The 22278-nt window shown below is 59.0% G+C and carries 24 protein-coding genes and 1 pseudogene; 15 read left to right on the top strand and 10 right to left on the bottom strand.

The window, feature by feature from the left end; translation table 11 throughout:
• Together F560_RS23775 and F560_RS0119845 are read right to left on the bottom strand one after the other, a co-directional pair.
• On the bottom strand, positions 1-191 hold a 191-nt coding region (locus tag F560_RS23775), incomplete at its 3' end, for a helix-turn-helix domain-containing protein (RefSeq protein WP_019007291.1).
• 92 nt (positions 192-283) lie between these two features.
• On the bottom strand, positions 284-844 hold the full coding sequence (locus F560_RS0119845; RefSeq protein ID WP_019007496.1) for a GbsR/MarR family transcriptional regulator: 561 nt from the start codon (positions 842-844) through the stop codon (positions 284-286).
• A 282-nt stretch (positions 845-1126) separates the two neighbouring features.
• Between F560_RS0119845 and F560_RS0119850 the strand changes: the two genes are divergently transcribed.
• The 4 genes from F560_RS0119850 (at position 1127) to F560_RS23780 (ending at position 5681) form a co-directional block, all read left to right on the top strand.
• Positions 1127-2323: a quaternary amine ABC transporter ATP-binding protein gene (locus F560_RS0119850; protein WP_019007497.1), complete on the top strand. Its 1197-nt coding sequence runs from the start codon at positions 1127-1129 to the stop codon at positions 2321-2323.
• On the top strand, positions 2323-3153 hold the full coding sequence (locus F560_RS0119855; protein WP_019007498.1) for an ABC transporter permease: 831 nt from the start codon (positions 2323-2325) through the stop codon (positions 3151-3153). The genes F560_RS0119850 and F560_RS0119855 overlap by 1 nt, the downstream gene beginning before the upstream one ends.
• Positions 3154-3168: 15 nt before the next feature.
• Entirely contained in the window at positions 3169-4041 is an 873-nt protein-coding gene (locus tag F560_RS0119860; RefSeq protein WP_019007499.1) for a glycine betaine ABC transporter substrate-binding protein, read from the top strand.
• A gap of 692 nt (positions 4042-4733) precedes the next feature.
• A complete protein-coding gene (locus F560_RS23780; protein ID WP_019007500.1) occupies positions 4734-5681 on the top strand; it encodes an aromatic acid exporter family protein in 948 nt (315 codons plus the stop codon).
• A gap of 21 nt (positions 5682-5702) precedes the next feature.
• Here the strand turns inward: F560_RS23780 and F560_RS0119870 are convergent, their stop codons facing one another.
• Both F560_RS0119870 and F560_RS0119875 read right to left on the bottom strand, forming a co-directional pair.
• The gene (locus F560_RS0119870) at positions 5703-6785 is read right to left on the bottom strand and encodes a lactonase family protein (RefSeq protein ID WP_033396473.1); all 1083 of its coding nucleotides are present in this window, start codon (positions 6783-6785) and stop codon (positions 5703-5705) included.
• Positions 6786-6867: 82 nt separating this feature from the next.
• Positions 6868-7668 (bottom strand): alpha/beta fold hydrolase, encoded by an 801-nt coding sequence (locus F560_RS0119875; protein WP_019007502.1) that lies wholly within the window; start codon positions 7666-7668, stop codon positions 6868-6870.
• A gap of 394 nt (positions 7669-8062) precedes the next feature.
• Between F560_RS0119875 and F560_RS0119880 the strand changes: the two genes are divergently transcribed.
• A complete protein-coding gene (locus F560_RS0119880; RefSeq protein ID WP_019007503.1) occupies positions 8063-8356 on the top strand; it encodes a hypothetical protein in 294 nt (97 codons plus the stop codon).
• 326 nt (positions 8357-8682) lie between these two features.
• On the opposite strand, the gene F560_RS0119885 is transcribed toward F560_RS0119880, so the two are convergent.
• Positions 8683-9519: a 1,4-dihydroxy-6-naphtoate synthase gene (locus F560_RS0119885; protein WP_019007504.1), complete on the bottom strand. Its 837-nt coding sequence runs from the start codon at positions 9517-9519 to the stop codon at positions 8683-8685.
• Positions 9516-10220: a futalosine hydrolase gene (locus tag F560_RS0119890; protein ID WP_019007505.1), complete on the bottom strand. Its 705-nt coding sequence runs from the start codon at positions 10218-10220 to the stop codon at positions 9516-9518. The genes F560_RS0119885 and F560_RS0119890 overlap by 4 nt, the downstream gene beginning before the upstream one ends.
• A 293-nt stretch (positions 10221-10513) precedes the next feature.
• Between F560_RS0119890 and F560_RS0119895 the strand changes: the two genes are divergently transcribed.
• Both F560_RS0119895 and F560_RS0119900 read left to right on the top strand, forming a co-directional pair.
• Positions 10514-11476, top strand: coding sequence for a nucleoside hydrolase (locus tag F560_RS0119895; protein ID WP_019007506.1), 963 nt, complete (start codon positions 10514-10516; stop codon positions 11474-11476).
• 84 nt (positions 11477-11560) lie between these two features.
• The gene (locus F560_RS0119900; protein ID WP_019007507.1) at positions 11561-13147 is read left to right on the top strand and encodes a bifunctional ADP-dependent NAD(P)H-hydrate dehydratase/NAD(P)H-hydrate epimerase; all 1587 of its coding nucleotides are present in this window, start codon (positions 11561-11563) and stop codon (positions 13145-13147) included.
• A gap of 251 nt (positions 13148-13398) precedes the next feature.
• Here the strand turns inward: F560_RS0119900 and F560_RS0119905 are convergent, their stop codons facing one another.
• The 3 genes from F560_RS0119905 to F560_RS0119915 all read right to left on the bottom strand — a co-directional run bounded on the left by F560_RS0119905 (position 13399) and on the right by F560_RS0119915 (position 15245).
• Positions 13399-13881, bottom strand: a complete 483-nt coding sequence (locus F560_RS0119905; protein ID WP_083932158.1) for a L,D-transpeptidase — start codon at positions 13879-13881, stop codon at positions 13399-13401.
• A gap of 141 nt (positions 13882-14022) precedes the next feature.
• Positions 14023-14844 carry a coiled-coil domain-containing protein gene (locus F560_RS0119910; RefSeq protein ID WP_019007509.1) on the bottom strand — a complete coding sequence of 274 codons (822 nt, stop codon included), beginning with the start codon at positions 14842-14844 and terminating at the stop codon, positions 14023-14025.
• A 185-nt stretch (positions 14845-15029) separates the two neighbouring features.
• On the bottom strand, positions 15030-15245 hold the full coding sequence (locus tag F560_RS0119915) for a hypothetical protein (RefSeq protein ID WP_019007510.1): 216 nt from the start codon (positions 15243-15245) through the stop codon (positions 15030-15032).
• 197 nt (positions 15246-15442) lie between these two features.
• On the opposite strand from F560_RS0119915, the gene F560_RS0119920 reads away from it, so the two are divergent.
• Positions 15443-16693, top strand: a complete 1251-nt coding sequence (locus tag F560_RS0119920) for a DUF445 domain-containing protein (RefSeq protein ID WP_019007511.1) — start codon at positions 15443-15445, stop codon at positions 16691-16693.
• Between the two features lie 16 nt (positions 16694-16709).
• On the opposite strand, the gene F560_RS0119925 is transcribed toward F560_RS0119920, so the two are convergent.
• Entirely contained in the window at positions 16710-17627 is a 918-nt protein-coding gene (locus F560_RS0119925; protein WP_019007512.1) for a helix-turn-helix transcriptional regulator, read from the bottom strand.
• A 181-nt stretch (positions 17628-17808) separates the two neighbouring features.
• Between F560_RS0119925 and F560_RS26335 the strand changes: the two genes are divergently transcribed.
• From F560_RS26335 to F560_RS0119960, 7 genes and pseudogenes are all read left to right on the top strand, one after another.
• Positions 17809-17955, top strand: coding sequence for a spore germination protein (locus tag F560_RS26335; protein ID WP_245554913.1), 147 nt, complete (start codon positions 17809-17811; stop codon positions 17953-17955).
• Positions 17956-18056: 101 nt separating this feature from the next.
• Positions 18057-18371, top strand: a pseudogene (locus F560_RS26720) (Ger(x)C family spore germination protein); the annotation flags it as partial.
• A gap of 112 nt (positions 18372-18483) precedes the next feature.
• Positions 18484-19104: a Ger(x)C family spore germination C-terminal domain-containing protein gene (locus F560_RS23790; RefSeq protein ID WP_245554914.1), complete on the top strand. Its 621-nt coding sequence runs from the start codon at positions 18484-18486 to the stop codon at positions 19102-19104.
• A gap of 17 nt (positions 19105-19121) precedes the next feature.
• A complete protein-coding gene (locus F560_RS26010; protein WP_019007514.1) occupies positions 19122-19346 on the top strand; it encodes a hypothetical protein in 225 nt (74 codons plus the stop codon).
• 29 nt (positions 19347-19375) lie between these two features.
• Positions 19376-20473: a GerAB/ArcD/ProY family transporter gene (locus F560_RS0119945; protein WP_019007515.1), complete on the top strand. Its 1098-nt coding sequence runs from the start codon at positions 19376-19378 to the stop codon at positions 20471-20473.
• 291 nt (positions 20474-20764) lie between these two features.
• On the top strand, positions 20765-21955 hold the full coding sequence (locus F560_RS0119955) for a stalk domain-containing protein (protein ID WP_019007517.1): 1191 nt from the start codon (positions 20765-20767) through the stop codon (positions 21953-21955).
• Positions 21956-22068: 113 nt separating this feature from the next.
• On the top strand, positions 22069-22278 hold a 210-nt coding region (locus tag F560_RS0119960), incomplete at its 3' end, for a transposase (RefSeq protein ID WP_019007266.1).

Here is a 22278-nt window from a genome sequence, read left to right on the forward strand (position 1 = left end):
GAATAACTTCGATTGCGAGTTTGTCTCTCTAACCCTTCGTACCCGTACACCTCATAACGACTTCGCCATTTCACCAAGGTGGTTTTGGGAATACCGTATTTTTTAGCTGCAGCCTTAACGCCGATCTGGCCACTTTCGATTTCCTGTAGGATGGCGAATTTCTCCGACGCACTATATTGTTTATTAGGCATGAAAAAAGCTCCCTTTCAGCAGCAGGTTTTATTATTTCACCTGTCTACCTTAAGGGGAGCATATCACATAGAGTGTGGCCTCTTTTGATCTATTAATCCGATTCCTTCGGAACCAGTTCGAATATTTTGCCGGTTTCGAGCGCCTCGATAAATCGAAGCAGCCACCTGTAATACTTGAGCGCCTCGACGATTTTGGCTTCGTCCATGTCGATCAAGGCGGTCATGCGCTCGTTCCCTTCGCACTCCTTTCTCAGTTCCCGCAGCTCGTTCAGCGATTTGGTCAGCGCGTTCGTATTGCTTTCGACGGCCTTGCGCCATTTGATGGAAAAGTAATCGCAGAAGTTTTGGTACCAATCCGGCGTGACCTCGTAAAAATCCTTTCTCGAGCCCTTTCCCCATACTTTATCGATCATTTTCAAATCGACAAGCGTACGGACGCCGGTGCTCATGGACGTTTTGCTCATTTCCATTTTTTTGCTCAGCTCATCCAACGTAACGGGAACGTCGCTGAAATACATATGGCCGTATAAGTGTCCGACGGACAGCGTAATGCCGTACAGATCCATATTTTTGCCGATCGAATCGATGACGCGATCGCGGGCTTTTTTCAGCTTGAGGACTTGATCCTGAGGCAGGTCGTCATATTCGTTCAAGGGGTTCCCTCCCGAAGATGAATCACTGTAAGAAAAACTCTTCAAGTATTGTAAGCACACTCCCCATAAGAAGTAAAGGAGGGGCGAGGGACGTAATTTTAAGGAAAACGGAGTATTCGGTACATAAAGAGCGTAAAGTTATAACTGTACGTCCGAAATTTTGTTATATGAATTTTGACCCCTGAATTGTGAAAAAGTTACACTGATAGCAACTCAAACGACGAAAGACCCGGCGGAAAGGGGGCAGCCGAAAAACGGAACCACAGAAGGAAGGAGGAACAAATGGCTATCCTTGAAGTGAAACAATTGACCAAAATATTCGGGCAGGACCCCAAGCGCGCGTTGGCCATGCTGAACCAGGGGGCGTCGAAGGCGGAAATTCTCAAAGAAACGAAAATGACCGTCGGCGTGAACAAGGCGGAGTTTGCGATAGAAAAGGGAGAAATCTTTGTCATTATGGGGCTGTCGGGAAGCGGCAAATCCACGCTTCTCCGCATGCTGAACCGGCTGATCGAGCCGACGGCCGGGCAAATTCTGTTTAACGGCACGGATGTCGTCAAGATGACGCCTGCGCAACTTCGCCAGTACCGGAGAAAAAACGTCGGGATGGTATTTCAGAAATTCGCCCTTTTCCGGCACCGGACCGTCTTGGAGAACGTGGAGTATGGCCTTGAAGTGCAGGGGATGGAGAAAAAGAAAAGGCAGGAGCTGGCCCGCAAGGCGCTGCAGCTTGTCGGCTTGGAAGGCTGGGAACATAAGCGCCCGGACGAACTGAGCGGCGGCATGCAGCAGCGGGTGGGGCTGGCGCGGGGACTGGCCAACGACCCCGACATTCTGCTGATGGACGAGGCGTTCAGTGCGCTCGACCCGCTGATCCGCAAGGACATGCAGCATGAGCTGCTGGAGTTGCAGTCCAAAATGAAAAAGACGATCGTGTTCATCACGCACGATTTGGACGAGGCGCTCCGAATCGGGGACCGCATTGCATTGATGAAGGACGGGGTCATCGTTCAGATCGGCACGCCGGAAGAAATTTTGACAAAGCCGGCCGATCCGTACGTCCAGCGGTTTGTGGAAGACGTGGACATGTCCAAGGTGCTGACGGCCGCCCATATCATGTACAAGGCGGAAACGATTGCGCCTGAACGCGGCCCGCGCGTTGCGCTCCAGTTGATGCGCGACAGCGAAGTATCGACCTTGTACGTCGTCGACAAAGAAAAACGGCTGCTCGGTCTGGTGACCGCGGACGCGGCTTCGCGGGCGCTGAAAGAAAACCTCTCTTTGGAGGAAGTCATGGAGCGCAACGTCCCGCGCGTTAAGCCCGACGCTTATTTGAACGAATTTTTTGAGCTGATGGCGGAAACAAGGCTTCCGGTCGCGGTTGTCGACGACGAGCTGAAGCTTAGAGGCGTCATCATCAAAGGCGCTGTCCTTTCCGCGCTTGCGGGCAATACGATTCCGGAAGCGGGGGGAGCTTGATGAACATTGCAAAAATACCGCTCGGCGACTGGGTCGAGCGCTTCGAAGACTGGCTGACCGGCCATTTCGGCCCGTTATTCGATGTCATTCGCTTGATCATTCAAGGGATTGTGGACGCGTTTTCGTTTGTCCTCATGTCGGTTCCGGCGTTGGCGCTCATTGTGCTGATCGCGGCGCTGGCTTACTGGATCGGCAAATGGAAGCTTGCGCTGTTCGCGCTGATCGGACTGCTGCTCATTCAGAATCTGGGCTTGTGGGAGCCGTCCATGCAGTCGCTGGCGCTCGTGCTTACGGCTTCGCTGATCTCCATCGTCTTCGGGGTGCCGATCGGCATCCTGTGCGCCAGGAGCAACGGGGTTCGCAACGTCGTCACGCCGATTCTGGACTTTATGCAAACGATGCCCGCTTTCGTGTATTTGCTCCCCGCGGTTTCCTTTTTCTCCCTTGGCGTTGTGCCGGGGGTTATCGCTTCGATTATATTCGCGATTCCGCCCACGATCCGGCTGACGAACCTCGGAATCCGGCAGGTTCCCGCCGATCTGGCGGAGGCGGCGGACGCGTTCGGCTCGACGCCGTCGCAGAAGCTGTTCAAGCTGCAGTTGCCGCTTGCGATGCCGTCCATTATGGCCGGTATCAATCAGACCATCATGCTGGCCTTGTCCATGGTCGTCATTTCGTCGATGATCGGCGCGCAAGGCGTCGGCGCCTACGTCTACCGCGCGGTGACGCAGGCCAAAACCGGCGTCGGCTTCGAAGCGGGCATCGCGATCGTCATTATGGCGATTCTGCTCGATCGCTTGACGCAGCATGCATTCAAGAAAAAATCATGATTGGAGTGACTTTATTTGAGAAAGTGGTTAGCGGTATTATCCGTCGCCGTCGCAGTCGCCATTCTGGCCGGATGTTCCGGATCGGGCTCCGGACCGGGAGGCAGCAAGTCGATCAAACTGGCCTACGTGGCGTGGGATTCCGAGATTGCAAGCACGAATGTCGTCAAGGAAGTGCTGGAATCGAAGCTGGGCTATAAAGTCGAAATGCTGCAGGTAGACGCGGGTCCGATGTGGGCCGGCATCGCGGACGGCAGCGCGGACGCGATGGTCGCCGCCTGGCTGCCGAGCACGCACGCTTCCTATATGGAAAAGTACGCGAAGGATATCGAGGATTTGGGTCCGAACCTGGACGGAACGAAAATCGGGCTTACCGTTCCGGCTTATATGGACATCCAATCCATCGAGGATTTGAAGAAGCCCGAGACGGCCGAAGCGCTGAAACGCCAAATTATCGGCATCGAGCCCGGCGCGGGCATCATGATGGCGACGGAGAAGGCGCTCCAAGAATACGGCCTGAGCGACTACACGCTGGTCGAAAGCTCCTCGGCCGCCATGGCGCAGGAGTTGCTCAAGGCGTATGAAGCCAAGCAGCCGATCGTCGTCACCGGCTGGACGCCGCACTGGATGTTCGCGGCGATGGATCTGAAGTACCTGGACGATCCGAAGGGCGTGTACGGCGGAGCCGAACAAATCCATACGATGGTGCGCAAAGGGCTGAAAGAAGACAAACCGGATGCGTACGCGTTTTTGGACCGGTTCCAGTGGACCCCGGACGATATGGCCGAAGTGATGATCGCCATCCAGGACGGGAAGTCTCCGGAAGACGCGGCGAAGGATTGGGTGGAAAGCCACGCCGACAAAGTAAGCGAGTGGCTGAACGAGACCTGATGCGGGCTTCCCGGCAGGAAAAGTTCATACCGGCCGGTGGCATGTGCGGGATGATGGCTTGTGCCGATTTCCGGGCGGTAGGCAGCCTTTGGTCGGCTTGCGTGGACAGGGCGCAGGCGGCGGGGGCTGCCTTTTCTTTTTTTCGGCCGCTGCGCACCCCCGCCAAGAAGTCCGCCCAGCGGACTACATTGCCGTCTGCCGCCGCGCACCCCCGCCAAGAAGTCCGCCCAGCGGACTACATTGCCGTCTGCCGCCGCGCACCCCCGCCAAGAAGTCCGCCCAGCGGACTACATTGCCGTCTGCCGCTGCGCACCCCCGCCAAGAAGTCCGCCCAGCGGACTACATTGCCGTCTGCCGCCGCGCACCCCCGCCAAGAAGTCGTCCAACATAGGCCGATTTCCGGCGACTAACGGTGCATTCGGTTGGATTTTTCCAATAGACGCGTAGGTTGCGACTGCAAAAATCAGTCGGCGTTTTGGAGAGAAAACGGATATCCATTTTTTATAATTGATAATGATTATCATAATCATGTAATATACAAAATATTGGATCGCAAAATAGACAGGAAGCGGAGCCGCGGACGGCACGTTTGTTCCGGCGGCAGCGTCCGGACCAGGCGTCTTCCGCCGTTTGCCTGCGCAGGCGCCGCAAGGTATCATGGAACTAACCCGATAAGCGGACAGGTGGCCTACTTGAAGATCAATATCGGTTTCAGAACCATTAAGACGGCGATTGGGGTAAGCTGTTCGGTGTTCATCGCCCAATCCCTTAAACTCGAATATTATTCCTCATCCGGCATTCTGACGCTGCTGTGCATTCAGAAGTCGAGAAAACGGTCCAACAAGGCGATCCTCAGCCGGCTTGTCGCCTGCATGCTGGGCATGTTCGGCTCGACGGCGCTGTTTGAGGCGATCGGCTATGCGCCGTATTCGTTTCTGGTCCTGTTGCTTCTGTTCATTCCCTTGTGCGTGAAGCTCCGGGTTCAGGAAGGGCTGGCCAGCAGTTCCGTCATCATTATGCACGTGTATATGCACCGCAAGGCGGAGGCGGCTTTCTTCCTCAACGAGCTGCTCGTCGTCGCCGTCGGTCTGGGTGTGGCGCTGCTGGTCAATTGGTATATGCCGAGCATCGACAAGCAGTTGAACCGCTATAAAGCGGAAGCCAACCGGTTAATCGCGGCTATTTTGGACGAATATGCAAACTATTTAAAAAACGGATATACGATGTGGGACGGCAAAGAGCTGCTGCAGCTATCCGACGTGCTCCGGCGCGCTTCGCAAATGGCGCAGCTGGAAGAGGAGAATTACCGTCAAGGCAGGACCAACAGCTACCGCCAGTATTTTGAAAACAAGCGCAGGCAGATGGAACTGCTGGAGAGGATGCTTCCGGCCGTCTCGCAAATTACCGCGCAGGTGGAGCAGGGAGTACGCATCGGACAGGTTATCGAGCGGATGAGCGAATATTTGAGGCAGTCTCCCGAACCGAACGGCGAGCGGCACGATTATTTCTACGAGATGCTGCGGTCGGTCCGGGAATACCATAAGGGGCTGCCCTTGCCGAAAACGCGGGAGGAGTTCGAACTTCGAGCCAATTTGTTTGCGGCGGCGAACGAACTGGAACGGTTCATCGACACGCTGTAGGACGGGCCCTGTGACCGCTCCTTAAACTTCGAACCGGCCCGCCCATACGCATACGGGCTTGGATACGGATACCGAATGGCCGGTGTACGTCAGCTTGCCCGTAGCGGCGTCGATGCGGAACAGGGCCAGATTGTTCGTATCCCGGTTGGCCGCGATCAGATGACGCCCTCCGGGCAAAATCGAGAAGTGGCGCGGATGTTTACCCTGAACGGACACGTGCTCGATATAAGCGAGCTTGCCGCTGTCCGGATCGATTTCGTACACGACGATGCTGTCGTGCCCGCGGTTGGAGCCGTAAAGGAACCTGCCGTCCCCGGACACCGCGATTTCCGCGCACGTATTTTCTCCCTCGTAACCGGCCGGAAGCGTCGGTACGTGTTCGACTTTCTGGAGGCTGCCCGTTTCCGCGTCATAGCGGAACGAAGTAATGGTCGAATCCACCTCGTTAATGACAAAAGCGAACGCTCCGTTCGGGTGAAACGCCAAATGGCGCGGCCCCGCGCCGGGATGCAGCTCCGTGTCCCCGTGAACCTGCAATTTGCCGCCTTCGACGGTATAGGCGCGAATGCGGTCGAGACCCAAATCGCAAACGAACAAATACTTTCCGTCCGGGCTGTAGAACGAGGAATGCGGATGCGGCCTGTCCTGGCGCTCGGGATGCGTGCCTTTGCCTTCGTGCTTCCGCTCGTCGAGCATGGAGCCGATCCGTCCGTCATTCTCCAGCGCCACCAGGCTGACAAGACCGTTATGATAGCTGGTCAGCGTCAGGTAGCGGTTGTCGGCGCTTTTCTGGATATGGCAGGTCGGGCCGTTTGCCGCCGGCGCCCGGTTCGCTTCGGTCAGCCTGCCGGATGACGCGTCCAGCGTCAAGCTGACGGCGTCGCTCGCCTTCGAGCCGTCCGCGGCAGCGGTTTCCGCCAGCGCGTACACGATGCGCCGCGGCACGTCGAGATGCAGGAACGTCGGATTTTTATAACCCGATTTTTGGTCCAGCAGCTTCAATTCCTCTTTCGCCTCGTCGAATTCGTACAGATACACGCCGGCGTCCGCGGCTTCGGCGTAAGATCCGACAACAACAAGCGTGCGCTCCACAGTTGGCTTCAATGACCTCGTCTCCTGTCCATGAATATGATCATGAGTCCATTTTACTCTCCCGGCAGGCCGCCTGTAAAATCCGTTTCCGCGTCTAGTCCGGTTGATTCAGAAAGGCGAAGAACCGCGAGTTGAACGCTTCCAATTCGTCATAGAAAACGCCGTGCCCGCTCTGTTCGAACCGGTGCAGAACGGAACCGGGAATGCCCTGCTGCAGGGCGAGCGCGGATTGAAACGGGACGATCCGGTCCTGAACGCCCGCGAAGATGGCGGTCGGAACCCGGATGGCGGACAGATCCTGCCGCAAGTCCTCGTCGCGAAGCGCGATCAGCCCTTGGGCGGTGCCGTGCCCGGAAGCTTCGAGTCCCAGGCTCGCAAACCAGTTCATAAATTCCGGGCCGTGATTTTGGGCGAAAAATTGGTCTCCGAACCCTTTCAACATGGCCGGCCGGTTCGTCAGCGTCTGCCGGATGAGCGCGTCGACTTCTTCCCGGGTCTGGCCGTACGGGTAGCCGGGACGCTGGGTGAAGCTGGGCGCCGCGGCCGACAACAGCGCCAGCCTGCGCACCCCGTGGCCTTGATGGCGCGCCATGTAGCGGATCGAGATGGCTCCGCCGATGGAGAAGCCGACCAAGACAAAATCGCGAAGCCTGAACAAGTCGATAATGACGCGGATATCGTCCGCCATCCGGTCGTACGTATAGCCCGTCCAGGGCCGGTCGGATTGCCCGAAGCCGCGCAAATCCAGCGCTATGCAGCGATAGCCGTACCGGGGAAGCTGATTGAGCTGGTATTCGAACATTTTGTGATTGACGGGCCAGCCGTGAACGAACAAAGCCGTCTTTCCGCCGGCGGGATGGATGTCCTCGACAAATATCCGGACGCCTCTTTCCACCTCGATGCGATACAGATGAACCCCTCCTCCGGATCATTCGGTTCTTTTCTAGAACGTATGCCGGGGGAGCAACGTTAAGAAGGCCGGCCGTCCAAAAGGGAATATTGTCATGGAAGATGAATGGTGCTATAAATGGGTGTAGGGATAAAAAGGAAAAGGCGATGCCGGGAAACGTTGCGCTGTTCGCAACGGTACCGGCCGGCATGTCGGGCCTCGTTTCGGTTTGGAGAACCGGAAACGAAAGCGCTGGAGCAGCCGTTCGAGCATGCGCGCGACTGATATGAATCTCGAGCTTAACGGATGAATCTCGAGTTTTAACGGAAGCACCGTGACCGCAGAATTTGGTTCTGTCGACGCGGTGTTTTTTTGCGTTATCCGCTGAAGGAGGCCGTCAATGGTGAACGAATCTCTCGAAATGGCGTCTATTCGGGTGAAAGACCGGCTCATGTCGCTTCAGTTCACCCACCTGGAGGTTCGGGTTCAGGAACAATGCATCATCATATACTCGATGGAGAACGGCGGCCCGGCTGTCCGGGCTTCGCTGAGGCACCTGCCCGGCGACCGTTATTCCATAAGCCTCGCGAATCATCGGGGCGAGTGGCAGCCCACCCCTTATGCGGGAACCGTGGAAGAGGTGCTGCGGCTGCTGACGGGCAAGCTGGTGTTCGCTCTCGCCCGCTGGCAATGATGAGGCGCGTCGTTCAGCCGTCCGGCAAGCGTGCGGCTTGCCGGACGGTGCGAAGCGGCCGCGGCGGTGGCGATGAGGCTAAAACGCGGCGGCGTTGGGCGCGAATTGCCGCGTTGTGTGGCGTTAAGCCGCGTTGTGCCGCGTATTGCAGCGTAATCCAGCGCATTGTGTGAATTGCAACGTTATGTCGCGTATTGCAGCATATGAGCGAATTGCCGAGTTGTGTCGCGTTACGCAGCGAAATGCGGCGTATGGCGCGGATGGCCGCATTGGCTGTCCGGCCAGGATATATCCGCCTGCTTGAGGAGCAGGTCCGGAAAGCGCGGTCAGGCGAGCGTTAACAGCTTTTCGTCAAATTCGGGGACAAGCCCTTCCCGGGCCGCCCGGCCGAGCAGCGAGGAAATAGCCGCATAGCCGTCCTGCCCCAAATTCGCCGTGAAGTCGTTGACGTACAGATCGATATGCGCCTGCGCGACGGCGGGGTCCATCTCCTGGGCATGCTCCATTACGTAATCGCGCGACGCTTCCGGATGGGCCCAAGCATATTCCACCGATGCCCGAATCCAGTCGGCAATCTTCTTCGTTTCGAGGGAGCGCCGCGCGATGATGGCGCCGAGCGGAATCGGCAGCCCTGTGTCTTCTTCCCACCAGCTTCCCATATCGGCCAGCAGCGACAAGCCGTATGATGGATAGGTGAAGCGGGCTTCGTGAATGACGAGTCCGGCATCGATGCTTCCGTCTCTGACGGCAGGCATAATTTCATGGAACGGCATGACGACGATTTCGCCCACGCCGGCCGGTACTTTGCGCGCCGCCCAGAGCCGGAACAGCAGATAAGCGGTCGACCGCTCGCTCGGAACCGCGACTTTTCGGCCGGACAGAAACGCCGGATCGCCGGTGCCGTCCCGGATCAGGACCAGCGGGCCGCAGCCCCGGCCGAGCGCGCCGCCGCAAGGGAGGAGCGCGTAATCGGAGAGCACCCACGGCAGGGCGGCATAGGAAATTTTCAGCACTTCGGGCCCTTCGCCGCGAAGCGCAAGGTTGTTGGTAATGTCAATATCGGCATACGTAACATCCAGCTTCGGTGCGCCGGGGATGAGTCCGTGCGCCCATGCGTGAAAGACGAAGGTATCGTTGGGACAAGGGGAATAAGCGATTCTCATTCTGCAATCACCTCCGGAAGTAAAGCGCAGGCGGCTTCAAGCGCGTCCAGCGCGTCTTTGATGCGCCACGCGGCTTTGTTGCGCGGGCCGACCTCATTGGAAATGGCGCGAAGCTCAAGGACGGGAAGGCCGAATTGACTGGCCGCGGTTGCGACGCCGAAGCCTTCCATGCCTTCGGAGGCCGCGCCGGGCACGCGCCGGGCCAGTTCCGCGGCGGTAGCCGACGTTCCGGTCACCGTCGACAGCGTCAGCGCCGGGGCGACGCGGACCGTAAGCCCGGCGCGGCGGATCGCTTCCGCCAGCCGGCCGGCGAGCGAGGCGTCGACCGGAATGCGGGCGGACCCGAAACCGAGCTCGTCGATCCCGATGTAGCCTTGCGGCGTTTCCGCGCCGAGGTCGGCGGCGACAATTTCGCTGGCCACCACGAGCGAGCCGACTTCCGCCCGCCCGGGAAAGCCGCCGCCGATGCCGGCGCTCACGACAAGGCGGTAGCGGCCGGCCGCAAGTCGCGCCGCGGTTCCGGCCGCCGCTGCGGCGGGGCCTACCCCTACGACGGCGACTTCAAAACGCTTGTCCCCGCGAAGTCCGCGTTGGACGGCGTCCCGTTCGCCATCCGTGGCGGCCGCGACGAGGATGCGCCGCTCCGCGGGCCGGCCGGGACTGCTCTCCTCCGGCAGAAGGCTGCCGTTATTCACGCTCATAATCGGAAACTCCTTTGAAAACAACTCTATGTTCACCGTTCCCGAAGGAACGGATTTTGGTAATCTTGGCGCGAAGCGGTTCCGCCCAAACGATGCGCCGCCGTAAGGCGGTGCGGCCGCTTTCTTGGATTCTCTTATTATAGACCTCCTTCCGGCCGAATGAAAGATTGCCCGCCCAGGTGATGGAAGGGACCGGAATCCCATATTTATGTAATGACGCGATATCACGGCGCTGTGTAATGGTTTTTGGGCAACGGCTGCACGATGGAGTGCAAGAAGCGGGGGGTTCGCATATGGAGTCCGTGCCGCGCATCATCATCGACACCGGCGGGGGAATCGGCAGCGCGCTTGCGATTCTGTTTGCGATGTGCGAATCCGGGTTGGCCTTGCAAGGGGTTACGACGGTCTGCGGCGATTGGGATGCGAAGCAGGCGGCCGAACAGGCGCTGCGCCTTCTTCGGCTCGGCGCTTCGGACGCGGCCGCATCCCCGCCGGTTGCCGCCGGCGCGGACAGGCCGTTTGCGCATGGCCGGAAGGGACCGCTCGAAGAAGCGCACGGCCGCAACGGATTCGGCGGCGCGCTGCTGCCGCCGCCGGTGGGGACGGTTCTTGACGAGCCGGCGGCCTCGTATCTGGTGCGGATGGCCAACGCGTATCCCGGCGAACTGACGCTCGTCATGACCGGGCCGGCCACCAACTGGCCGCAGGCATTGGAACTGGACGAGCGGCTTGCGGACAAATTCAGGCATATCGTCATTGCGGGCGGAACCGTGTTTGCCGCGGGGAACGCGACGCCGGTGGCGGAACGCGGCTTCTTCGACGATCCGGAAGCGGCGGAACGTCTCTTGGCGACGTGCGGCGAGAGGCTGACGGTCGTCGGCCTCGACGTGACGATGCGGACGCGGTTGACGGAGGACGCGCTGGACCGGCTGGCGCGTTGCTGTCCGCCCGAGCGGGAGCGGATCGTCGCGTTCATGAGGCGGATGCTGAACCATTCCTTCGCATACTACCGCAAAGAAGAAAACTGGTTCGGCGCCGCTTCCCTCGGCGCGGCGGCGGCCGTGCTGGCGGTGGCCGATCCGAGCCTGTTCCGGACGTCGGTCATGCGCGCTACGGTCGAAACGCGGGCAGGACTGACGGCGGGCATGGTCGTGACGGACCGCCGGGTCCGTTCGCGCATCGGCCATCAGGTCCGGTTCTGCCTGGAAGTGGACGAGGAACGGGCGGTCAACCGTTTTTTGTCGGCTTTTGCGTAAAAGGTTATTATAATTAAAAAACCGACATCGGCATCGGACGGCTTGCGAACGGTGCAGGCTGTCGGCCGCGTGAGGAGGGTGCCTATGTATTTGGTGACATCGGAAGAGATGCGGAAGATCGATCGCTATACGATCGACAGCGTCGGCATTCCCTCGCTTGTCCTGATGGAAAATGCCGGACGGGCGATCGCCGAGGAAGCCTTCCGGCTGGCGGAAACGGGGGCGGCGCGCGGACGTCCGCCCCGCTGGCTGATTCTCGTCGGCAAAGGAAACAACGGCGGCGACGGGCTCGTTTGCGCGAGGCATATGGCCGAGCGGGGCTGGGAGACGCTTACGGTGTACGCCGTGCCGCCCGAGCAGCTCAAGGGCGAAGCGGCCGTGCAGCGCGACATCGCGGACAAGCTGGGGCTTCCCGCCGTCGTGTTCGAGCCGGGCAAGCTCGAATGGGGGCGCTTCGACGGCATCGTCGATGCGCTGCTTGGCACCGGCACAGCGGGGGAACCGAGGGAGCCGTATGCTTCGCTCATTCGGGAAGCGAACGCAAGCGGACTGCCCATTGTCGCGGCGGACATACCGAGCGGGCTGGATGCGGACACCGGCGAGACGGCGGACGCGTGCATCCGGGCGACCGTCACGGTGGCGCTTGCGATGCTCAAGCGCGGATTGCTGCTGCATCCCGGCGCAGAAGCGGCGGGACGAACGGTTGTCCGGCCGATCGGCATCCCGGAGGGTGCGGCAAGGGAACTCGGCGTTAACACCTTCGTGCTGAACGAGGAGACGCTGCGCCGCAGGTTCGGGCTTTCGGCCGTGCCCCCGGCGCGTGCCGCGAATACGCATAAAGGGACATACGGACACGTACTTGCCGTAGCGGGTTCGCGCCGGATGAGCGGAGCGGGCCTGCTCTGCGCCAAGGCGGCGCTGCGGGCCGGATGCGGCCTGGTTACGTGGGCGGTGCCGGAGGCGCTCGCGCTTCCGCTCGCCGGAGCGCTGCCGGAGGCGATGATCCGGGGGATTGCGGACGGCGGCAGCGGCGAATGGGCCGACGCCGACGTCGGGGACGCGCTGTCCGCGGCGGCGGACAAGCAGGCGGTCGTCATCGGCCCGGGGCTCGGCCGATGGACCGGCGACAGGGGCTGGCTGCGCCGCTGGTGGCAAACGGTTGCGTCGCCGCTCGTCGTCGACGCCGACGCGCTGAACATGCTCGCCGCAGCCGGGGCCGGTACGTCAGGCAGCGGACCGGCGGCTCCTTCGGCGGAGCCCTTTTCGGCCTGGCCGCGCAGGGAGTCCGCGACCGTGCTGACTCCGCATCCCGGCGAGATGGCCAGGCTGTGCGGCTTGTCCGTGCGCGAGGTGCAGCGCGACCGGATCGGGCTTGCGCGCGATTTTGCCCTCCGTCACGGCGTGGTTCTCGTGCTGAAAGGCGCCCGGACAGTCGTCGCATCTCCGTCCGGAGAGGTCTATGTCAACACGACGGGCAACCCCGGCATGGCGACGGGCGGCACCGGCGATGTGCTGGCCGGCGTTATCGCCGCCCTGCTGGCGCAGGGCATGGACGCGACGGCGGCAGCCGCGCTGGGCGTGTACATGCACGGAGCGGCAGGCGACCGGGCGGCCGCGGCCCGCACGTCGCCGGCTTCGCTGATCGCGGGCGATGTCGTCGATTGGCTCTGAGCCGTTGCGCACTGCCCGGTTGGCAAGACGCTTGCCGCCACTTGCCGTCAAGTCCGTCTCCGGCTATACGGGTCGGGCATCGCCGGGCCGCGCTGGCTCCGCGCATTTTGGATCACACGTCCGCCCATCCGCGTCGCGGGCCAGATCGGGCAAGCCCATGTCCGGCCAGCAGCAGTCCGCTCTCCGTTTCCCGCCGCCGCGCCGTCTCCCTTAACGGCTGTATGTCCGGAACGTCCTGTCCGCGATTCGGCTTATTTCCGGATCAGCACCGGCGTTTTTTTCTCCACCTGATCGAAGAGCCACCGAACGTCCTTGTTATGCATGCGGATGCAGCCCGCGGAAACATACTTGCCGATGGACTTCTCGTTGTTCGTGCCGTGAATGCCGTAGGCGTACGACGTTTTGCCGTTTATCGTCACTTCCAGGCCGAGCCAACGGTCGCCGAGCGGATTGCGCGGATCTCCGCCCTTGATCTTTTCCTTATAATACGGGCGGTTCTTGATTTTCTCGCGGATCGTAAACAGGCCTTCCGGCGTATAAGAGGGCTTTTTGCCCGTTGCGACGGGAAATGAATCGATCAGTTCGCCTTTCCGGTAATAGAACAGCTTGTTCAACGACTTGTCGATGACGATAAACTGTTCATATTTCGCGTATTTGTCGGCCAGCACGGCAGTGTCCGTCTGTTTCTGGGCCGCTTCCGTGGGTATGGCCAACCAGCCGACCAGCAGCAGCATCTCAACGAACGCTATCCATTTTCTCACTTCATCGCCTCCCGCATCCCATGTGCAATATATGCGGGGGAAGGGGAAAATGGAATCTTATTTATGCCAAAACGTTTATGCCAAAACGACGGATTCGACCGGGCGCCGTTCCGGTTATCCCGCCGCGGAGAGCAGCGCTTCGGCCCTGGAGATAATGCCGTCAATCTGCTGCTCGTATCGACAGATCTTCTGCTTGCGGTCCGCGATCTGCCGCGCCAGCGAATTCAAGTTTGCCAGAGCGGATCCCGCGCTTTTGGCGTCTCCGTTCCTGACGGAGGCTTTCCATGTTTTCATGACGGCGGAGACCGCATTTTTCGGGGCTTGAGCCGCGCTCTTCTCCGCCTGAATTCGAACTTTCACAGGATCGATTTCCGTCAGCACGGTTCGGACTTGCTTCGCTTTTTTGCCGGCGGCGTCCTTCGCGGCTTGAAGCGCATCCTGCTTCGCCTTGATGTCGTCCTTCGCCAGTTGGACAAGCGGCTTGAGCAGGTCCCGCTGGGTCTGCAGCAGCTTCTTCAACTCCTTGCTCCCCGCCGCGCTGGCTGCGCTGATCTGCTTGTTGAGGGCCGAATACCGGTTGAGTATCGGCTCGTATTTCTTTTTCGCCTGGTTCAATTGCGTCTCCAGCTTGCTCAGTTGGGCGGCATTGATCTGCCGGATCCGGTTCTTGGCGATCTTGAGCGCTTCTTCGTTGCGGTAATGCAGCTCCTTGATCCTGGCGTCAAGGCTGTCCGCTTGCTTCTGCAAACCGATGAATCCGTCGTACGCGGCCTGCAGCTTCGCGGCGTCCGCCTGGCCGGCGGCGGCAAGCAGCTTGTTCCATTTCGCCTTGTCGGACGATGACAATTCGACCGTGGCCGCCGACAAAGGCGAGGCCGCCAAGGCCGCCAACGCGAACAACACGACCAGCCACACACAGCATTTGCGCAAAACCATATCCATTCCTCCGATTCATAAAAAATAAAGGAAACAACAAAAGCACCTGCCGGAAAAGCCGAATGGCTTCCCTACAGGTGCTTCCTTGTAAGGTTGAGGCGAACTTTTGTTCTTATTATATGCGAGGCCGAAACGGAAAGTCAACAAGATTTTGTCCGGGCCGTCTGCTTGGACGGTAAGCCGCCCTATCTTTTTTTCAATTCGAAAAACTCGCAATCCGGCCGGGGATGATAGGCGAGATCGCCGACACCGGACTGGATCACGACGGTCTGGTTGTCGAAGCGCAAAATGACGCCGCCGGAGTCGATCATGTGGTCGTCTTTGAATACGCGGACGGCGAGCTGCCGCTCCTTGGCTTCGGCAAAATCGGCATCGGTTTGCAGCCTGCGGTTGATGGCCATAACAGCGTTCCTCCTTCGCGGTCGGTAACAGGAGAATACCAGAAGTAGCAGCCTCGGCACAAGCCCGCGTGACGTCAAAGATGCGCGAACGCCCGCAACGGTTGAAGGCGCATGCAGGCTCCGGAACTTTTGATAGAAAATAGCCTGCCGGGGTAAAATAGAAATAGAAACGATCCCGGGATACAAAAGGAGCAGTCATGGCAAGAGAAGCGAAACATACGGCGTCGATCTCACTTGGCATTATGGGGGCGGGCTTTCTTGCGACCTTTCCGGCCGGCGGGCATTGGGCGGGGGCGCTGCTGCACGGCGGCTTCGAAGCGGGACTGGTCGGCGGCCTCGCCGACTGGTTTGCGGTGACGGCTTTGTTCCGAAGACCGCTCGGACTGCCGATTCCGCACACCGCTTTGCTTCCCCGCAACCGCGACAAAGTGGTGCGCGCCTTGATTCACGCCATCGAAAACGAATTTTTGACCAAAGAGAGCATCAAGCGGAAAGCCGCCGAGGCCCGTGTGGCCGAGAAGGCGCTGGAGCTTGCGGAGGGACGGCTGCCGGAGATCGTCCGGGCGGTCGTCCTGCTTGGCGATCATTTGTTGAACCATCTGCCTGCGGAGCGGATTGCGGACTTTGCGGCGGGCGAGCTGGAGCGCGCGCTGGAGCGGCTGGATGCGCGGGCTTTGCTGCGGACGGTTCGGGACGAGGCGATCGCCCGGGGGTACGAGGAGCGCGCGCTGCTGTTCCTGCTGGAGAAGGCCGAAGGGCTCGCCTCGTCGGATGCCGCGCGCTACCAGCTTGGCCATATGGCCGCATCGGCTTTGAGCAATCTGCAGATGAACGGCCTGATGGGATTTGCCGTCAACGCGTTTGTCGGGTTTATGAGCGAGGACAAGCTGGGCGGTTTGCTGCAGAACGCCATCCTGAACAGCCTGCGGGAGATGCGGGCGGATGCCGGCCATCCGCTGCGCTTGCTGCTGCTGGACGAGCTTCGCCGGGCGCTGGACGGGCTACCCGACAGCGATGCCGTCGTTCGGGAAATCGAAAGCGCCAAAGGGCGCCTGTTCGAGCGCCCGGGCGTGCGGGAGCGCCTGCAGCGGTGGCTGGAGGAGCTTCGCGTCCGTCTGCTGGACTGGCTTCATAGCGAGCGGTTTGCGGAGGCGTTCGCCATTCCCGTGCTGGAGAAGCTGATCGCAAGCGTAAAGGAGAATGCGGCCATGATGCACGCGCTGCAGGAGTGGACGCAAAACCAGATTTCCCTTCTGGTCGAGCGGAATCATTCGAAAATCGGAAAGCTGGTGAAGGAAAATCTCGACAGGCTGGACAACGATACGCTGATCCGCATGATGGAGGACAAACTCGGCAAAGACCTTCAGTGGATTCGGGTAAACGGCGCGGTGTGCGGCTTTCTGATCGGGCTGGCGCTCGAAGGAATCAATTTGCTGACGGGCGCCTGAGCGGGCGCCGTCGGCGCTACCCGCGTTCCGGCCGGATCGGATCGGTTTCCCCGCTGCCGGGGGCGTGCAGCATCCGGTATTCGCTGGGCGACATGCCCGTATGCTTCTTGAACGCCTTGGAAAAGGAGAACAGGTCCGGATAGCCGACCGACAGCGCGATTTCCGCCAGCTTGTAGCTGGTCTGGACGAGCAGCAGCCGGGCTTCGTTCATCTTCAGCCGCTGTACATATTGCATGGGCGAGATGCCGTACGCTTTGCGGAACGTTTTGGACAGATGCGTGCGGTCGACGCCGACTTCTTCGGCGACCCGCTCGATGGTCATGCCTCCGGCATAATGAATTTCCAGGTATTCGACCGCTTTCTGCAGCCAGGAAGCGCTTTGGCCGCCGGAGTGGCCGGCCTGCTTGCCTTGAACCGAGAGCAGATCGAAGATCCGGTAAAAAACGGACAGCCGGGCCAGATCGGTGTTCGTCAATCCGGGATTTCGGACCTGTTCGAAAAATTCCTCCATTTTGCCGAGCGCCTCCGGGGTCAGGGCGTTCGCCGCGTGGGGGGCGTGCGGAAACAGGCCGACCCTCTCGAGCAAGTGCAGCGCCTGCTTGCCGTCGAACGCGAAAAAAGCTTTCCGGAGCGGAGCGTCCTCTCGCGTGTAGTATTCATGGGTGACCTGAGGAAACAGGCAGAACAAATCGTTCGCCCGCAGCGGGTACGTCCTGCCGTTTTGGATGAACGTGCCTTCGCCGTCCAAAACCATGAGCAGGTAATAATAAGGGGTAATCCGCGGCCCGATGCGATAATGGGGTTTGGCGACATTGGCGCCGAGCCGGATCGGCCAGGCGGGCCCCGCCTTTTCGAACGGCGTAGGGTTGAAGAAATGAATCTCCAAATATTCGTGATGCTCCTCGCGCATGAATTCCCTTCTGATGATTCCCATAACCGCGCTCCTTTTTGAGATTTCCGGTTGGCGCACAGCGCCTTCCGGCCGTTTTCTCCAAACGTTAAAAACACACAAAATGACAAATTCAAAAAGACGCGAATTGACATTGCTAGCCGGCGTTCCGAATTGCTATGCCTGCCAACTGCGTTCCTTCGGCATGCCGTATCTGTCGGGAATGATGCCTGCCCGCCGGAACGACTGGAAGGATACCTGGTTCCGGGCCCCGCTGTGGACCATGGACAAAAGACCCGAACCGGCGGTTGACGACGTCAGGTTGCATTCGCCAGCGGGCGAGCCGAAAAGGCAAGAGGAGGATCGCAATTGAAGCATATTCGGCGATTCCGCCGCATGGCGGCTTTGGGCATGACGGCGGCGCTGCTCACGGGTTGCTGGGACCGGAGCGAGTTGAACGATCTTGCGCTGGTTATGGCGGCCGGATTCGATCAGGCCGAGTCGGGACGGATTCTCCTGTCCGCGCAAATCTATGTCCCGAAGGCGGGGGGAAGCGGGCAGGACAGATCCAAAGGGAGCGCTCAGGGACAAACGATGGTCAAAACGGTGGAAGGGGAGACGCTGGCCGACGCGATCGGCAATCTGCAAATGCAGTTGTCCCGAGAGATCTTCTGGGGACACGGCGAAGTGTTTATTTTCGGGGAAGAAAGGGCAAGAAACGGGATCGAAAAGGACTTGAACCTTCTGCTTCACGCCCGCCAGCTTCGCGAGAGGGCCAATATATACGTCAGCAAAGGAAAAGCGGCAGAGATACTGCGGCTGGCCCCGAGATTGGAACGGGATTCGGGAGATGTCCAGGTTAAACAAAGTTCCCGACGTCACGATGGTAAAGCTTTTGAGCATGCTCTCCGGGGCAGAGAGCACGGCGGTTCTGCCGTATATCCAGGTTCGGCGTTCCCAGCCCGGCACGCCTTCCAACCAGACCTCTCCGTACTTCGTCGGAAGCGCGGTGCTGAAGGAGGGACGGCTGGTCGGCTTGCTGGATATCCAAGCGACTCGCGGGCTGCTCTGGCTTAAAAATGAAAACAAGGATGCCATTTTCACATCCGATATAGCCGGGTCCAAAGGCAAAGTTTCCATGTGGATAATCAATCACCATACGACGCTTGTTCCTTTGATCCGGGAGGGGAAATGGAGCGTCGATGCGCATATCGAGTCCAAAAGCAATCTGCTGCAAAGTACGAGCGGCGGCGACGTCATGGACCCGGAATGGATACGCAGAGCCGAGATGGGGGCGTCGGAAGAAATCGAAAACAGCGTGCGATCCGCGCTGGAGAAAGCCCAGAAGACGTACCGTTCCGACATCTTCGGCTTCGGGGAACTGTTCCGAAGGCATTATCCCAGCCAGTGGCGAGCCGTGCAAAAAAACTGGAACGACGTTTTCTCCGGCATCGATGTGCGAGTACACGTGCGGACCCGCCTGAAACGGCCGGGGGTTACGAACGATTCGATCCCATATTGAAGAGGAGTGGATGAAAGATGAACTGGACCAAAACGTTGGGAGCGGTGCTTGCCGTCTTCGCCATGCTCGGAGCCGATTTTCGGCTCCTGCGGCGAAACCCGAAAGCCGGGTGGGCTTATGCCGTCATAACCGTCTTCGGACTGGCACTGTCCGTCACGCTAATTTGGAATCCCGATCTGCCGGGTCCGTCGGAGTGGATCAGTGCCGTCTACGGGCCGCTCGGCCGCTGGCTCAAGCCGTGAACGTCGGAATTCGGAAGGGAGGATGCGGCATGCAGCAAAAGGAACAAATAACGAGTACCCAGATCGCGATGATGATGTTTCTGTGCATCATGGGTACGGCCCTGCTGATGTTGCCGGGCATTACAGCCGCGATTAGCGGCAATGACATGTGGATGACGCCGCTGCTGGGCTCCATCGCCGGCTATCTGATCGTATGGTGCTCGTGGCGTTTGCACCGGATGTATCCCGGCGACCATTTTATCGGAATTTTGCAGAAGGCGCTGGGTCCGGTTGCCGGCACCTCTCTCGGCATTGTATTCGTGCTGTTCCATATCCATATCACGGGGATCACGATGCGCAGCTATGCGGAATTTCTCGCGGGCAATTTCTTTGAAAGAACGCCGCTGTTCTTCCTGGTCGCGTCGATGACGCTTGTAGCCGCCATCGCGGTGAAAGCCGGTGCGGAGGCGTTTGCCCGCTGTTCCCAAATCTTTCTGCCCGTTGTTCTGCTGCTGATTCTATTGAATTTTGCGCTCTTGCTGCCCGAACTGAAGCCGATGAATCTTTTGCCGGTACTGGGAAACGGGATGACGCCGGTTGTAAAGGGGACATTGGTCGTGCAGGGGTGGTACTGCCAATTTATGTTGATTTCCTTTTTTTATCCGTACCTTCATGAGAGCAAGCGGAGTTTAAGAGTCGGGATGGCATCCGTGGCGGGGGTTATGGCGGCCATGCTGATCAGCAATATGACGCTGCTCTTTCTGTTCGGCAACGTCACGGCCAAATTCAATTATCCGTTCCTGATGGCTTCAAGGTATATCCGCGTTGGCGACTTTGTCGAGCACGTGGAGGCGATGGTCATGATGATCTGGGTGCTGGGGGCGTTCGTGAAGATTACGGCGTTCTATTACGTGGCCGCGGCAGGATTCGCGAATGTTTTTCGGGTGAACGATTACCGGCTGTTCGTGTACCCGGTCGGCCTCGTCATCGCCGTCATGAGCATGTGGGTGGCTCCGAACATGCAGGAGCTGGCGAATTTTCTTTCGACTAACGGCACGTTTTATATCTTGAGCGGGTATCTTGTGTTCCCGTTCCTGGTGCTTGCGGTCGCTTGGCTTCGCAGGCGCGCGTCCGCCCGCCGGGCTTAAGGGGGAGAAGTTCGGAATGAGTGGTGTCAGGTCTTTATCTCTGACGCCACTTTTTCGTATGCCTGGAATTCATTCGCTATTACGCACTCGCCGGTTCATGGTTTATTCATATCTTTTCTTTTTTAACAAATGTTTGTATGCAAAATACGACAAAACTAAAGTTAATTTTGGTATAAAATATATATTATACCTGATCGAAGGGGAGGTGGATCATAGGATAGTGATCAGGCCAAGCCGAAAAAGGCAGCGATTGAATTCATTATTTATTTTAAAAGACGAGAGGGTGTACATATGAAACGTTTCAGGGTGCTCGCCTTGACCGCGGCGATGGCGCTTGCGTTCTCGGGTGTGGCGGCGGCGAAGACGCAGCCGATTCAGGTCATTTTGAACGGGTCCCCGGTTTCCTTTGCGGCCGAACCGGTCGCTTTGGACGGCAGAACGTTTGTCGAGTTCCGCTCGCTCTTTAAAGAACTGGGGTACGATGTCGTCTATACGCCGGCAACGAAGAAAATTACGGCGAAGTCGAACGGCCGCACGATTGAATTGACGATCGGCGCCGACGCCGCGTTCGTGGACGGCAAGGCCGTACCGATCGACAACCAGCTTCGGACGGTGAACAACCGGACGCTTGTCGGCGTCAAGTTTATCGCCACGTTGTCGGGCAAGGACGTTCGCTGGGACGCCGCGGCGAAGACCGTCATCATCGAGGATAAAGGCCCTACGGCCGAGCAGCAGGCTGCGGTATTCGCTTTGCTGGATAAGGTCGTCGCGGCGGAGGCCGCATCGGATGTCGAGGCGACCGTTGCGCTCTTCACGGATGATTCGCCGTTAAAAGAGCCTATCCGTAAAGCCCTGGAAGAACAGCGAGCGCGGGTGAAGACAAAGACGACGATCGTCAAGAAGGAAATCCGGTCCTATTCGGCGCAGGAAGTGGTGCTTACAACCGTCGAGGAAAGCGTGAAGATCGGCGGAGACGGCTTTTATCCCAATAACCGGTCGAGCGTGACCTACACGCTTCATCCGGGGGCGAACGGCGAGTGGAAAATTTACAACCTCCAGATCGACGAAACGGCTTATACGAACGTGCCGGAGCTGTTTAAGCAAGCCGCCGGGATTCCCGCGGACGAAGAAGCGGCCATAAAAGCCGTTGTCGAGGCGCAGCTTGCCGCTTCCAACGAGGAGAATCTGGAAGCCTATCTGGCCACAATGTTCTTTGACGACAGCAGCTTGAAAGAAACGGCTGCGGAGCAAATCAAGCAAATCTTCGCCGCATACGATTCCAAGATCACGATCGAAAAGCTTGTGATTGCCGATTACAACGGTTCGGACAAGGCGACGGTGCTTTTCCAGGCGCTCAACGAAGTGCAGGTTGCGGGCCAAACGGTGAAAGCCCGGACAACGATCGCGAACGAAGCGGTGAAAAAGGACGGCAAGTGGCTGCTGTCTCCGTCGGCGCTTCAGCTTGGGGTCGAGCAGTTGTAACCGGAAACGTTATGCCTGGCCTGTCCGGCGAGTCGGATGCATGTAGACTAAAAAGTGGACACGCCGTAGTAGCGGCCCGTACAATATAACCAACCAAAAGGTCGAGGTGTGTCATGGGGGATATCCGTCAACATTTTGACGACGAGTTTAAACGTCAAACCGTTAAGCACATGCAAGAAAGCGGCAAAACCCCGGCTGAAGTATCCAAGGAGCTGGACATCCCGGTAAGAAGTATTCGGGCTTGGAGAAGGCAGTTTGCTCCCACCGGTGAGAAATCCCAATTGTTTGTGGACTACGAAAAAATGAAGAAGCTGGAACAACAG

This window comes from Cohnella laeviribosi DSM 21336, from assembly GCF_000378425.1.
Lineage (GTDB): Bacteria > Bacillota > Bacilli > Paenibacillales > Paenibacillaceae > Cohnella > Cohnella laeviribosi.

Excerpts from the sequence above, each read along its gene's own strand:
- F560_RS0119910 (WP_019007509.1), bottom strand. The coding sequence starts at position 14,844 with ATGGTTTTGCGCAAATGCTGTGTGTGGCTGGTCGTGTTGTTCGCGTTG.
- F560_RS0119905 (WP_083932158.1), bottom strand. The coding sequence starts at position 13,881 with ATGCTGCTGCTGGTCGGCTGGTTGGCCATACCCACGGAAGCGGCCCAG.
- F560_RS26335 (WP_245554913.1), top strand. The coding sequence starts at position 17,809 with ATGCCTGCCCGCCGGAACGACTGGAAGGATACCTGGTTCCGGGCCCCG.
- F560_RS0119945 (WP_019007515.1), top strand. The coding sequence starts at position 19,376 with ATGCAGCAAAAGGAACAAATAACGAGTACCCAGATCGCGATGATGATG.
- F560_RS0119915 (WP_019007510.1), bottom strand. The coding sequence starts at position 15,245 with ATGGCCATCAACCGCAGGCTGCAAACCGATGCCGATTTTGCCGAAGCC.
- F560_RS26010 (WP_019007514.1), top strand. The coding sequence starts at position 19,122 with ATGAACTGGACCAAAACGTTGGGAGCGGTGCTTGCCGTCTTCGCCATG.
- F560_RS0119925 (WP_019007512.1), bottom strand. The coding sequence starts at position 17,627 with ATGGGAATCATCAGAAGGGAATTCATGCGCGAGGAGCATCACGAATAT.
- F560_RS0119895 (WP_019007506.1), top strand. The coding sequence starts at position 10,514 with ATGGAGTCCGTGCCGCGCATCATCATCGACACCGGCGGGGGAATCGGC.
- F560_RS0119955 (WP_019007517.1), top strand. The coding sequence starts at position 20,765 with ATGAAACGTTTCAGGGTGCTCGCCTTGACCGCGGCGATGGCGCTTGCG.
- F560_RS0119880 (WP_019007503.1), top strand. The coding sequence starts at position 8,063 with ATGGTGAACGAATCTCTCGAAATGGCGTCTATTCGGGTGAAAGACCGG.
- F560_RS0119920 (WP_019007511.1), top strand. The coding sequence starts at position 15,443 with ATGGCAAGAGAAGCGAAACATACGGCGTCGATCTCACTTGGCATTATG.
- F560_RS0119885 (WP_019007504.1), bottom strand. The coding sequence starts at position 9,519 with ATGAGAATCGCTTATTCCCCTTGTCCCAACGATACCTTCGTCTTTCAC.
- F560_RS0119855 (WP_019007498.1), top strand. The coding sequence starts at position 2,323 with ATGAACATTGCAAAAATACCGCTCGGCGACTGGGTCGAGCGCTTCGAA.
- F560_RS0119900 (WP_019007507.1), top strand. The coding sequence starts at position 11,561 with ATGTATTTGGTGACATCGGAAGAGATGCGGAAGATCGATCGCTATACG.
- F560_RS0119850 (WP_019007497.1), top strand. The coding sequence starts at position 1,127 with ATGGCTATCCTTGAAGTGAAACAATTGACCAAAATATTCGGGCAGGAC.
- F560_RS23790 (WP_245554914.1), top strand. The coding sequence starts at position 18,484 with ATGCTCTCCGGGGCAGAGAGCACGGCGGTTCTGCCGTATATCCAGGTT.
- F560_RS0119890 (WP_019007505.1), bottom strand. The coding sequence starts at position 10,220 with ATGAGCGTGAATAACGGCAGCCTTCTGCCGGAGGAGAGCAGTCCCGGC.